Genomic DNA, 11542 nt, shown 5'->3' on the forward strand with positions numbered 1-11542 from the left:
GAGCCCACTCAACCACTGCGTCTTGCTCGACAATCCAAAAATAATTGAGAGGCTAGGACTTTTGTCCCAGCCTCTTTTAATTGTCGCTTGACCATATCAAATCGCAATTTTCTGATTTTTTTTGGTATAATGGTCCCTATGAAAATAGTATCTGGAACCTATGGGGGACGTCCCCTCAAAACACTTGAAGGAAAAACAACCAGGCCGACTTCTGATAAGGTCAGAGGGGCCATGTTCAATATGATTGGTCCTTACTTTGACGGTGGAAGAGTGCTGGATCTCTATGCTGGAAGCGGTGGGCTCTCTATCGAAGCCGTTTCTCGAGGCATGTCAGAGGCCGTTCTAGTAGAACGAGATCGTAGAGCGCAGGAGATTGTAGCAGCCAATATTGCCATGACCAAGGAAAAGGAACGGTTTCAACTGCTAAAAATGGAGGCCAAGCAGGCCTTGGGTCTCCTAACGGGCACCTTTGACTTAGTTTTCTTGGATCCTCCGTATGCCAAGGAAGAGATTGTTCGTGATATCGAAACCTTGTGCGAGCGTCAACTCTTGTCAGAGGACGTCATGATTGTGTGCGAAACTGATAAACACGTAGAACTTCCTGAGGAAATCGGACAAGTGGGAATCTGGAAAGAAAAAATCTATGGAATTAGTAAGGTAACAGTATATGTCAGATAGAAGTGGATTGTTTACAGGATCGTTTGATCCGATTACCATTGGGCATGTGCAATTGATCGAGCGAGCTAGTCGCTTGTTTGACCGTGTCTATGTCGGAATTTTTTATAATCCGGAAAAAGTCGGACTCTTTTCCATTGAGCAACGTGTGCGCATGGTGAAAGGGGCCTTGGCTCATTTGGAAAATGTTGAAATTGTGACGTCGACTCAAGAGTTGGCTGTGACAGTGGCGCGAAATCTTGGGGTTATCACCTTGATCCGGGGCTTGCGCAATGCACAGGATCTAGTATACGAAGCCAATATGGATTATTTTAATCACCAGTTGGCACCTGAATTGGAGACGGTTTATCTTTACGCCCAGCCTCCTTACCAGGCCATAAGTTCAACCCGTATTCGAGAGTTGCTGGCTTTTCAGCAGGATATCTCACCTTATGTACCAAAGAGTGTAATGGAGGAAATCAAAGATGACACAAGCGAATAAACCAAGCTTGACCCCTAAAAAGAAAAAAGGACGATTGAAAGAATACCGATGGCCGATTGCAGGCGTTCTTTTCTTGCTTCTCTTGCTAGCTGCTTTTGTGATTCGCCTTCCCTATTATATTGAGATGCCAGGAACGGCAGAAGATATTCGATCGGTCATGACAGTGGATGGAAAAATGGATACCAAGTCAGGATCCTATGACTTTGTAACCGTGGCAGTGAAAGAAGCGACCCCGGCTGATTTGATCTATGCTTGGGCGACACCTTTTACAGATATCTACTCTGCCAAGGATATGACAGGTGGTAGTTCGAGCCAAGAATTTACGCGGATTAACCAATTCTATATGGAAACCTCGCAAAATATGGCTATCTACCAAGGGTTAAAGACAGCTGGGAAAGAAACCCAGATGGACTTTCTAGGTGTTTATGTCATGCAAGTGGCAGATGATTCGACCTTTAAGGGAATCTTGAACATTGCGGATACCGTCACCGGTGTGAATGGCAAGACCTTTAAGAGTTCCAAAGAATTGATTGACTATGTTGGTTCTCAAAAAATTGGCGATCCCGTTTCGGTGACCTATATCGAGGATGGGCAAACCAAGACCGCAGATGGGAAGATCATCAAATTGTCCAATGGGAAAAACGGAATTGGGATTAGCTTGATCGACCGGACTGAAGCCAAAGGCGATGTTCCTGTCCAGTTTGCGACTCAAGGAATTGGTGGACCAAGTGCTGGTATGATGTTTAGCCTAGCCATCTACACCCAAGTGGCTGATCCAGATCTTCGTCAGGGACGTCATATTGCAGGGACAGGAACCATTAACCAAGATGGAACGGTTGGCGATATCGGTGGAATTGACAAGAAAGTCGTTGCAGCAGATAAAGAAGGAGCAGAAATTTTCTTTGCCCCTAATAACCCTGTTTCCAAAGAAGAAAAGAAAGCCAATCCCAAGGCCAAATCAAACTATGAAACTGCTAAAGAAGCCGCGAAACAAATCCATTCGAAGATGAAAATCGTACCCGTCAAAACCCTTCAGGACGCCATTGATTATTTGAAGAAGAATTAGCGTAGTCTGTTGGACAAGTGATGAAATGAGAGAAAATCAATTTCTAATTTTTATGAAGGATTATGGGTCAAGAAAGTAATGAGTTTATGAAATCATATAATATGTTGCTAATGAATGGGATTATTGGTATTTTAGGAGCAATCGTAATCAGCTATGCCTCTTTTCAACGGTGGGAGTGGACTTTCGTTCATGCTGTTCCTGAGCTGGTTGAAAAAGGTGATTGGGGATTGGTAATCAATACAATCAGTCTCTTGTATCTTGTTATCTCTATACTTGCAATGGCCAACTATAGTGAAAATCCAAAAGTAAATAAGAAAAGTCATAAAATTCTCTTCGTTGCTTCTATAGTTGGTTTCGTTCCTTTTGTATCGTCTTTAACTAGTGTGCTAGCAATCATTTCAAGTTTGTTATATCTATTCGATTATCAACAGTTATCAAATGAAAAGAAGTAGGCTTTGAAAAAAGTATTTGGTGATGTGAAGTAAAAGAAAAGTAGGAGAATTCATAATGCAAAACAAAAATAAGGCTAGGTTACTCATATTCCTAATTATGCTTGTTATTGGCAGTATAATTTTTTTCAAATATAAAAATTCCTCAGAGAAAATTTATAGAAATGAAACTCCGTCAAAAATTAGGGAAATAAAATTATTGGACAATGATAAATTTGTTTTTGTGGCTGTAGATAACTATTTAGACGATGTTATTTTGTTTGGTCAGAATTATATTACAACTTTTTCTTCGCATACACTTGATACTACTAATTTTAAAAAAACTCCTCCAATTGGGAGCGAAGAATATTTTCAAATTATTAGTTATAGTGTACATGGTAAAGAAAAAATTGTAAAATTCAATTTATATGAATTACTTGGGAAGAATAATTTATACCGTTTTGTTCATAATTTTCCTCGTAGATATTTACAAAATGACGATGATTACCTGACAATGGATTTGGAGAAACTAAATATGTACGATATAGCAGGTCATGATATTAGATCTGTATTAGTTTCTGCTAGCGGAGAGAAAGTTAAAGATATTTCTGAAAGTGAAATGGAGAAGATTGACAGAGAGCGAAAACTATATTTTAGCCCAAAATATGATTGGGATAGGGGGGGAATATCTGAGCAAATTGATGATAATCTAGCAAAATATCATCTTTCAAGATTTAAAAATTTTATATCCCCGATGAATGATGAACCATCTAAAATTAATGTTAGTGGATCTAACTTTGCTAAATTGTTTCCAGAAGTAGGAAAAAATATAAACTATTTAAATCGCATTTATTTCCGTCCGAAACAATATAATGAACGCGAATGGTTTGATAACATCATTTATTGGTTTGCGCCGGAAGGTCAAGATGTCATGGAACTTTATGCCACAGATGAAACAACTGGAGAGAAAACACAAATTCACTCTTATGACGAGTTCGTAGCCTGGATAAAGGCCCATCCGAAGAATTAATCACCTTCTAATCAAATTCAAGTTTTTGCTTATCAATCTCTCTATTTTTAGAGGGATTTTTTCTTTATACTGGTATCAGAAAGAAAGGGAGGTAGTGAAATGATTCAAACCAGTTTGTTTTCCATTTCAGTATTCTTAGCGGGAGTTCTATCCTTTTTCTCCCCATGTATTTTGCCACTGATGCCAGTCTATGTAGGGATTCTATTGGATTCTGAACGTGTGAAGACAGTTCGGATTTTTGGAAGAGACATTTCTTGGTACGGCTTGGTGAAGACTCTTTGTTTTATCGCAGGTCTATCAACCGTATTTCTCATCCTAGGTTATGGTGCAGGGGCCCTTGGTCAGGTGCTTTATGCTCCATGGTTTCGCTATCTGCTAGGAGGGATTGTGATCTTATTAGGGATTCACCAAATGGAAGTGATCAATCTGAGACAACTCCAAAAACAAAAGAGTATCCAACTGAAGAAGGACGAAAAACGCAATGAATTCTTCAATGCTTTTCTGATAGGGGTCACCTTCAGTTTTGGTTGGACCCCTTGTGTCGGACCAGTTTTAAGTTCTGTTCTAGCCATTGCCGCTTCTGGAGGAGATGGTGCTTTACAAGGCGCTTTCCTGATGCTGGTCTATACATTGGGATTGGCGCTACCCTTCTTAGTCTTGGCTCTTGCTTCTAGCTGGGTTTTACAACATTTTGCTAAACTCAAGCCCCATATGGGAACCTTGAAAAAAATTGGTGGTGCCCTCATCATCTTGATGGGCATCTTGCTGATGCTAGGAAATCTTAATAGCCTCGCATCCCTGTTTCACTAATCTTGAATGATTAAAGGAGAAAAATCATGAAAAAAATTCTTGCACTTTCTATTGCTACACTTAGCATCGTCACTTTAGCAGCTTGTTCTGGACAGAAATCAGATTCAGACATGAAAAAAACGGACGATAGTAGTATGATGAAGAAGGACGATATGAAGAAGGATGACATGAAGGATTCATCCATGTCCGATGATAAAATGAAAAAAGAAGACATGAAAGATTCATCTATGATGTCTGACAGCAGTTCTGAAATGAAGGACGATATGAAAAAAGATGAGATGAAATCTAGCGATTCAGAAATGAAAGACGAAAAGAGTGGATCATCGGATATGAAATCAGACAAGGAATAAAAGAAGGGAGAGGTCATCTGAGGATGACTTTCTCCTTGTTTAAAGAGGTGATAATGATGAAAAAATTAGCTTTAGTAGCTGCAGGAATCTTGTGTACTGGACTTTTGGGGGCTTGCTCGAGTCAAGGAATGGCTACTTCCAATAAGGACATGAGCCAACAAACAGCCAAAGCTGGGGCTAGGCAGCCATCTGGCAAGAAAGTGAAGGAGTTTAGCTTGCAAGGAGTGGATGGTAAGACCTACCGCTTATCCGATTACAAGGGAAAGAAAGTTTACCTCAAATTTTGGGCTTCCTGGTGCTCTATTTGCCTATCGACATTAGAGGATACCAATGAGTTGGCAAAAGAAGAGGCGGGTAAGGATTATGTGGTCTTATCCGTTGTAGCTCCAACTTTTAATGGTGAAAAATCAGAAGCAGATTTCAAAAACTGGTACCAGTCTTTGGATTACAAGGATTTCCCAGTCTTGCTAGATAGTAAAGGGGAACTGCTAAAAGAGTATGGGATTCGTTCTTATCCATCGGCACTCTTTATTGCAAGCGATGGAACTCTCGCTAAGACCCATATCGGTTATATGAGCAAGGAAGACATCGTCCAGACTCTAAAAGAAATGAAGTAAGGAGGACATAAAATGGAAACAAAATGGAAACTCATTTCCATTCTTTTAGTGGGGCTATTTTGTTTTGGAATCTTTTTCCTTGTCAAAGGATCCATGGCCTTGGATACATCAGATGCGACGACTGAGCAGATCAAAAAAGCGTCCATGAGTCAGACACCAGTAGCAAACAAAAAGAAGGAAGAAAAAGTCAATCCAGAAGACCAACGAGAAATCTATCTAGCTGGTGGTTGCTTCTGGGGTGTGGAAGAGTATTTTTCCCGTGTTCCGGGTGTCATTGATGCCGAATCAGGTTATGCCAATGGAAAAGGGGATACCACCAAGTATGAATTAGTCCCTCAAACAGGCCATGCTGAAACAGTTCATATCACTTACAATGTCAAGCAGGTATCTCTGAAAGAATTGCTCCTGCATTATTTCCGGATTATCGACCCAACGTCGAAGAATCGTCAAGGAAATGATCAAGGGACTCAATACCGAACAGGTGTCTATTATGTCTCTCAAGAGGATCTTCCAACTATTAACCAAGTCTTTGAAGAGGTAGCAAAAAAATACGACAAACCGTTAGCAGTGGAAAAAGAGCCACTGACCAATTTCATCAAGGCTGAGGACTACCACCAGGATTATCTAAAGAAACATCCGAATGGGTACTGCCATATCGATGTCAATCAGGCTTCTTATCCTGTTATTGATGCTAGTCGCTACTCCAAGCCAAGCGATGAGGAAATCAAAAAGAAGTTATCTCCCGAAGAGTATGCGGTGACACAAAAAAATGATACTGAACGTGCCTTCTCCAATCGTTACTGGGATCAGTTTGATGCCGGTATTTATGTAGATGTCGTGACCGGTGAGCCCCTCTTTTCCTCTAAGGATAAATTTGATTCTGGTTGTGGTTGGCCAAGCTTTAGCCGACCGATCAGTCCGGATGTGGCAACCTACAAGGAAGATAAGAGTTTCAATATGACTCGGACAGAGGTTCGGAGTCGAGTAGGAAATTCCCATCTAGGCCACGTCTTTACTGATGGACCTAAGGAAAAAGGCGGCCTTCGCTATTGCATCAATAGCTTGTCAATCAAATTCATCCCTAAAGCAGAGATGGTGGAAAAGGGCTACGGTTATTTATTGGACTATGTCTGAGACATTTGGAACTACAATTTGCTATAATAAGCCTAGCAAAAATAAGTAGGTGAAAGACATGTATGCGATCATGATTGTGGAAGATGAAGAGCTTATCCGGCAGGGACTGACTTCCTTAGTGGATTATGAACAGTTTGGAATGACCGTCATCAACCAGGCAGAAAATGGCCGTGAGGCCTGGGAGAAGTTTCAAGATCAACCAGCCGATATCCTTCTAACCGATATTAATATGCCACAAATGAATGGCTTGGATCTGGCCCGTCTCGTCAAAGAGCAGTCTCCGTCTTGTCATATCATTTTTTTGACAGGTTATGATGACTTTGAGTTTGCGAGGAAAGCCATCAAGTTAGGTGCAGATGATTATTTGCTGAAGCCTTTTTCAAAAGATGATATCGAAGAGATGTTAGCAAAGGTGAAAGGAAAACTCGATCAAGAGCGAAAAAAGGCGCAAGTCGAAGATTTGGTCAGTCATGGTTATTCGACAGACTTGGAAGAAGCTATTCATGCTCGTTTAGCAGATTCCCAGTTAACCCTGAAGGATTTGGCCTATCAACTTGGTTTCAGTCCCTCTTATCTAAGTGTATTGATCAAGAAAAAATTGGGACTTCCCTTTCAAGAATACCTTATCCAGGAGCGAATGAAGAAGGCTCGGCTCTTGCTTCTCACGACAGATTTAAAGATTTATGAGATCGCCGATCAGGTTGGTTTTGAAGATATGAACTATTTTTCTCAACGCTTTAAGCAGGTTGTTGGGGTGACGCCAAGGCAGTACAAAAAAGGAGAGCATGAATGAAACGATATCCCTTGCTGATTCAGCTGGTCCTCTACTTTTTTCTCTTCATTCTCCTACTTTTTGGTCTCATCGGTAGCCTTTACTATCAAACGAGTTCAGGGGCGATCCGCCAGCTAACGGAGCGGACGACAAGAAATAGTATCGACCAAAGTAGTCAGTTTATCACGTCTTATCTAAAAAAATTAAAGCAGACCACAACAGTGCTTAGTAAGGAACAGGCTGTTCGCCAATTTGCCCAAGATAGAAGTGCGGATCAAGAAACGGTTCAGCACTTGATGCGAACGATGATTGAAACGGATCCGGACCTGGTCTCAGCGGTCTTGGTGACCAAGGACGGACGTCTGGTAGCGACAGATACCAAAATCAGCATGCAGACTTCTTCAGATATGATGAATGAAAGTTGGTATCAAGAGGCGATTAAGGAAAGAGCCATGCCGGTCTTGACGCCAGCTCGAAAGGAATCCTTGACCTCGGAAAAAGAAAAATGGGTGGTTTCTATTACCCAAGAAGTGGTCGATCAGACTGGTCAAAATCTCGGAGTAGTACGCTTGGATATTGGCTACGATAGCCTTCAGGCTTACTTGGATCACCTTCAACTAGGGAAACAAGGCTTTAGTTTTATCATTAATCAAAAGCATGAGTTTGTCTACCATCCTAAAAAAGCGGTCTATTCCTCCAGCCAAGAGATGCAGGCCATGCAGCCCTATATTGCTGTGACAGATGGTTATGCTAAAGGAGGACAGAATTTTATCTATCAGGTTCCGATTCCAGATAGTGATTGGACCTTGATTGGAGTAGCTTCACTTGAAGGACTTCAGATGCTTCAGTCGCAACTCCTATACTCTTTCATTGGCCTAGGATTACTAGCTTTGATCATGTGTTTGATAGGGATCGGCTTTGTTCTGCGTTTGTGGATCAAACCCTTACGAGACCTTCAGACCATCATTTTGAGGATTGGAGCAGGAGAAGCTCACGTGAGGGCTGTAGCCAAAGGATCTCCAGAATTGGTGGACCTCGCTCAAGCTTTTAATGCCATGTTGGACCAAATCGATAACCTCATGCAACAGGTTAAGGAAGAGGAGCAAAACGCGCGGCGTTATGAGTTGCGGGCACTTTCGGCTCAGATTAATCCGCATTTCCTCTACAATACTTTGGATACGATTGTCTGGATGGCAGAGTTTAATGATAGTCGGCGCGTGGTCAACATCACTAAGTCTCTGGCTCAATATTTTCGACTGGCTCTCAACCAAGGCCAGGAACAAATCCTGCTGAGAGATGAAATTGACCATGTCCGCCAGTATCTTTTCATTCAGAAGCAACGTTATGGAGAAAAGCTCAACTATGAAATTCTAGAAGATAAACGGTTGAGCGACTATCAGCTCCCCAAATTAGTGCTTCAACCCTTAGTGGAAAATGCGATTTACCATGGTATTAAGGAGATCGATCGGCCTGGTCTCATTCGAGTGACAACTGAAGTCAGTGGAGACTACGCTTGCGTATCGATTTTTGACAATGGACGAGGGTTTGACCGATCAGAATCAACAGCCCAAACCCTTCTTCGTTTAGGAGGTGTTGGCTTGAAAAATGTGGACCAACGATTGCGTCTTCAATTTGGCGAAGCCTATCATATGGAGATCGATTCTAAGGCCAATAGCTATACCAAAATTACTCTATTTTTACCCCTTTCATCATCTGATGAACATGTATAGAGACAAAGATTGCCTTCTTTGTCTCTTTTTCCTTTTGGAAACTTTCAATGTTGAATTTCAACTCTTTTCTAGTCAAATCTGACGCAAGTCATCAAATTTATGATAAAATAAAGTGTTACAGTAAATAGATTTTGATGAAGGAACACTATGCGAAAAGAGATTGACCCTGAATTATATAATTACAATAAATTTCCTGGACCTGTGTTTCGTCAGGTAGGAGACCAGATCCTTTCAGAAAACCTCTCTTTTGAGTTGTTAAAAAATGAGAAGGAAGCATTTGATGCGACCGTTTTTGGTCAGCGATTTTCTGAGATTTTAACCAAGTTTGATTACATTGTTGGTGATTGGAGCAATGAGCAGTTGCGCTTGCGTGGCTTTTATAAGGAAGAGCGCGATGTTGCAACGATGGATAAACTAAGTCGCTTAGACGATTATTTGTTAGAATATTGTAGCTATGGTTGTGCTTATTTTGTCCTTGAAAATAAGGAACCTCATCGTGCTTCCTTTGATAAGAAATCACCGGTCAAAAAAGCTCAATCAGAAGAAAGAGAGCCGAAAAAGCGTTCGCGCAATCGCAAACAAAAAGATCGTTTCCAAAAACGAGAACGCGACAAGGGACAACCAGCGAAAAACTCGAAAAAAACAAGACCGTCTGCTGAGACCAAAAAGACAACGAAGACAGACAACAAACGTCATTTTGTGATTCGACAAAAAGAGGAGTAAGAAAGAATGAAACCATCCATTTATAGTTTAACACGCCAAGATATGATTGATTGGGCAGAAGAAAACGGCGAAAAGAAATTCCGTGCAGCACAAATCTGGGAATGGCTCTATCGCAAACGCGTCCAGTCTTTCGAAGAAATGACCAACCTTTCTAAGGACTTGATTGCAAAGTTAAATGATCAGTTTGTCGTCAACCCACTCAAGCAACGGATCGTGCAAGAGTCAGCAGATGGAACGGTCAAGTATCTTTTTGAATTGCCAGACGGCATGTTGATTGAAACTGTCTTGATGCGTCAGCACTATGGTTTATCTGTCTGTGTAACGACTCAGGTAGGATGCAATATCGGTTGTACCTTCTGTGCTTCTGGTTTGATCAAAAAACAACGCGATTTGAACAATGGGGAAATCGTGTCTCAAATCATGTTGGTTCAAAAATACTTTGACGAACGTGGCCAAGATGAACGGGTCAGCCATATCGTTGTCATGGGGATCGGAGAACCATTTGACAACTATAACAATGTCTTGAAATTTATCCGGACGGTCAACGATGACAAGGGATTAGCGATTGGTGCTCGCCATATTACAGTGTCAACTTCTGGTTTGGCTCATAAAATTCGTGACTTTGCAAATGAAGGTGTGCAGGTCAATTTGGCAGTGTCCCTTCATGCTCCAAACAATGACTTGCGCTCTAGCATCATGAAGATCAACCGGGCCTTTCCAATTGAAAAATTGTTTGCGGCGATTGAATACTATATTGAGACTACGAACCGTCGGGTGACCTTTGAGTACATCATGCTCAATGAAGTCAATGATGGAGTCGAGCAAGCCTTAGAGTTGGCAGAATTGCTCAAGAATATCAAGAAATTGTCTTATGTCAACTTGATTCCTTATAATCCTGTCAGTGAGCATGACCAATATAGCCGGAGTCCAAAAGAACGGGTCATGGCCTTCTATGATACCTTGAAAAAACAAGGTGTTAACTGTGTAGTGCGTCAAGAGCACGGTACAGATATTGATGCTGCCTGTGGCCAATTGCGTTCAAATACCATGAAACGGGACCGGGAGAAAGCGATTGTTGAACATGCGCAACCTTAAACAAGGGCTGATGGATCATACAGAACTAACAAAAAGAGGAAGAAGGCTGTTACGGAGTGGCAGCTTCTTCTATTTTATCCTCTTGTGTTTGATGTGTTTTTTGCCCCAACAGCCAGAGCCAGGTATGGAAACACCGGGTATTCAACATTTCGGTCGTATCGTCGTCCTGCTAGTTCCTCTTAATTCGGTGATGAATCTTGGCCAGATTACCAGTGTCCTCCAACTCATTAAGGTCATCCTCCAAAATATAGCCAATATCTTTTTGTTAAGCCCGCTGGTCTTTCAACTTCTCTGGCTATGGCCCTGGTTGAGGAGCTGCAAACGGGTCTTGTGCTTCGGCTTTGCGATGAGCTTGTGGATTGAATGCAGCCAAGTTCTGTTAGATCTCTTGTTTGATGCCAATCGTGTCTTTGAGCTAGATGATTTGTGGACCAATACCTTAGGGGCTTATCTGGCTTATATAGGCTTTCAGTATTTCAGAGCACGATTGCTAGCAAAAAATGGGAAAATGTAAAACCCGAACATTTTAACCACTTTTTAAAATTTTTGTTGACAAAGTCAGAAGCGGGAGCTATAATAGCTTCAAGACATCAGAAAAGTAGAGATTTTTCTCACTTCCAGGGAGCTTGTG

Annotated in this window: 14 protein-coding genes and 1 other annotated feature (1 of these 15 cut by a window edge); all 14 genes read left to right on the plus strand. The window is 41.4% G+C overall.

Annotation, left to right across the window (positions count from 1 at the left end; translation table 11 throughout):
• The first annotated feature begins 138 nt into the window (after nt 1-138).
• The 14 genes from rsmD to P5Y91_RS01930 all read left to right on the plus strand — a co-directional run bounded on the left by rsmD (nt 139) and on the right by P5Y91_RS01930 (nt 11425).
• The gene (rsmD, locus tag P5Y91_RS01865) at nt 139-678 is read left to right on the plus strand and encodes a 16S rRNA (guanine(966)-N(2))-methyltransferase RsmD (protein WP_037599242.1); all 540 of its coding nucleotides are present in this window, start codon (nt 139-141) and stop codon (nt 676-678) included.
• Nucleotides 668-1156, plus strand: coding sequence for a pantetheine-phosphate adenylyltransferase (gene coaD, locus P5Y91_RS01870; RefSeq protein ID WP_003011880.1), 489 nt, complete (start codon nt 668-670; stop codon nt 1154-1156). The genes rsmD and coaD overlap by 11 nt, the downstream gene beginning before the upstream one ends.
• Complete coding sequence (locus P5Y91_RS01875; protein WP_277838836.1) at nt 1140-2222, plus strand: SepM family pheromone-processing serine protease; 1083 nt, start codon at nt 1140-1142, stop codon at nt 2220-2222. Before coaD ends, P5Y91_RS01875 begins: the two co-directional genes overlap by 17 nt.
• A gap of 62 nt (nt 2223-2284) precedes the next feature.
• The gene (locus tag P5Y91_RS01880; RefSeq protein ID WP_241672459.1) at nt 2285-2674 is read left to right on the plus strand and encodes an insulin activator factor; all 390 of its coding nucleotides are present in this window, start codon (nt 2285-2287) and stop codon (nt 2672-2674) included.
• 55 nt (nt 2675-2729) lie between these two features.
• Nucleotides 2730-3680, plus strand: coding sequence for a hypothetical protein (locus P5Y91_RS01885; protein ID WP_155125251.1), 951 nt, complete (start codon nt 2730-2732; stop codon nt 3678-3680).
• A 99-nt stretch (nt 3681-3779) separates the two neighbouring features.
• Nucleotides 3780-4490 carry a thiol-disulfide oxidoreductase-associated membrane protein CcdA2 gene (gene ccdA2 / locus P5Y91_RS01890; protein WP_031575887.1) on the plus strand — a complete coding sequence of 237 codons (711 nt, stop codon included), beginning with the start codon at nt 3780-3782 and terminating at the stop codon, nt 4488-4490.
• Nucleotides 4491-4516: 26 nt separating this feature from the next.
• Nucleotides 4517-4840: a hypothetical protein gene (locus P5Y91_RS01895; RefSeq protein ID WP_004219828.1), complete on the plus strand. Its 324-nt coding sequence runs from the start codon at nt 4517-4519 to the stop codon at nt 4838-4840.
• 56 nt (nt 4841-4896) lie between these two features.
• Nucleotides 4897-5457, plus strand: a complete 561-nt coding sequence (locus tag P5Y91_RS01900) for a TlpA family protein disulfide reductase (RefSeq protein WP_154358963.1) — start codon at nt 4897-4899, stop codon at nt 5455-5457.
• Between the two features lie 12 nt (nt 5458-5469).
• On the plus strand, nt 5470-6591 hold the full coding sequence (gene msrB / locus P5Y91_RS01905) for a peptide-methionine (R)-S-oxide reductase MsrB (RefSeq protein ID WP_155125252.1): 1122 nt from the start codon (nt 5470-5472) through the stop codon (nt 6589-6591).
• Between the two features lie 58 nt (nt 6592-6649).
• A complete protein-coding gene (locus tag P5Y91_RS01910) occupies nt 6650-7384 on the plus strand; it encodes a response regulator transcription factor (RefSeq protein ID WP_023917426.1) in 735 nt (244 codons plus the stop codon).
• On the plus strand, nt 7381-9093 hold the full coding sequence (locus P5Y91_RS01915; RefSeq protein ID WP_277838837.1) for a cache domain-containing sensor histidine kinase: 1713 nt from the start codon (nt 7381-7383) through the stop codon (nt 9091-9093). The genes P5Y91_RS01910 and P5Y91_RS01915 overlap by 4 nt, the downstream gene beginning before the upstream one ends.
• Before the next feature lie 147 nt (nt 9094-9240).
• Nucleotides 9241-9816 (plus strand): YutD family protein, encoded by a 576-nt coding sequence (locus P5Y91_RS01920; protein WP_049483935.1) that lies wholly within the window; start codon nt 9241-9243, stop codon nt 9814-9816.
• Nucleotides 9817-9822: 6 nt separating this feature from the next.
• Nucleotides 9823-10911, plus strand: a complete 1089-nt coding sequence (rlmN, locus tag P5Y91_RS01925; RefSeq protein ID WP_003005918.1) for a dual-specificity RNA methyltransferase RlmN — start codon at nt 9823-9825, stop codon at nt 10909-10911.
• Nucleotides 10898-11425, plus strand: coding sequence for a VanZ family protein (locus tag P5Y91_RS01930; RefSeq protein ID WP_155125254.1), 528 nt, complete (start codon nt 10898-10900; stop codon nt 11423-11425). Before rlmN ends, P5Y91_RS01930 begins: the two co-directional genes overlap by 14 nt.
• Nucleotides 11426-11492: 67 nt before the next feature.
• Nucleotides 11493-11542: a binding site (T-box leader), on the plus strand (it continues 186 nt past the right edge of the window).

This window comes from Streptococcus taoyuanensis (assembly GCF_029589235.1).
GTDB lineage: Bacteria > Bacillota > Bacilli > Lactobacillales > Streptococcaceae > Streptococcus > Streptococcus taoyuanensis.

Bases quoted from the DNA above. Each gene is read 5' to 3' on its own strand.
- rsmD (WP_037599242.1), top strand. From the start codon at position 139: ATGAAAATAGTATCTGGAACCTATGGGGGACGTCCCCTCAAAACACTT.
- coaD (WP_003011880.1), top strand. From the start codon at position 668: ATGTCAGATAGAAGTGGATTGTTTACAGGATCGTTTGATCCGATTACC.
- P5Y91_RS01875 (WP_277838836.1), top strand. From the start codon at position 1,140: ATGACACAAGCGAATAAACCAAGCTTGACCCCTAAAAAGAAAAAAGGA.
- P5Y91_RS01880 (WP_241672459.1), top strand. From the start codon at position 2,285: ATGGGTCAAGAAAGTAATGAGTTTATGAAATCATATAATATGTTGCTA.
- P5Y91_RS01885 (WP_155125251.1), top strand. From the start codon at position 2,730: ATGCAAAACAAAAATAAGGCTAGGTTACTCATATTCCTAATTATGCTT.
- ccdA2 (WP_031575887.1), top strand. From the start codon at position 3,780: ATGATTCAAACCAGTTTGTTTTCCATTTCAGTATTCTTAGCGGGAGTT.
- P5Y91_RS01895 (WP_004219828.1), top strand. From the start codon at position 4,517: ATGAAAAAAATTCTTGCACTTTCTATTGCTACACTTAGCATCGTCACT.
- P5Y91_RS01900 (WP_154358963.1), top strand. From the start codon at position 4,897: ATGAAAAAATTAGCTTTAGTAGCTGCAGGAATCTTGTGTACTGGACTT.
- msrB (WP_155125252.1), top strand. From the start codon at position 5,470: ATGGAAACAAAATGGAAACTCATTTCCATTCTTTTAGTGGGGCTATTT.
- P5Y91_RS01910 (WP_023917426.1), top strand. From the start codon at position 6,650: ATGTATGCGATCATGATTGTGGAAGATGAAGAGCTTATCCGGCAGGGA.
- P5Y91_RS01915 (WP_277838837.1), top strand. From the start codon at position 7,381: ATGAAACGATATCCCTTGCTGATTCAGCTGGTCCTCTACTTTTTTCTC.
- P5Y91_RS01920 (WP_049483935.1), top strand. From the start codon at position 9,241: ATGCGAAAAGAGATTGACCCTGAATTATATAATTACAATAAATTTCCT.
- rlmN (WP_003005918.1), top strand. From the start codon at position 9,823: ATGAAACCATCCATTTATAGTTTAACACGCCAAGATATGATTGATTGG.
- P5Y91_RS01930 (WP_155125254.1), top strand. From the start codon at position 10,898: ATGCGCAACCTTAAACAAGGGCTGATGGATCATACAGAACTAACAAAA.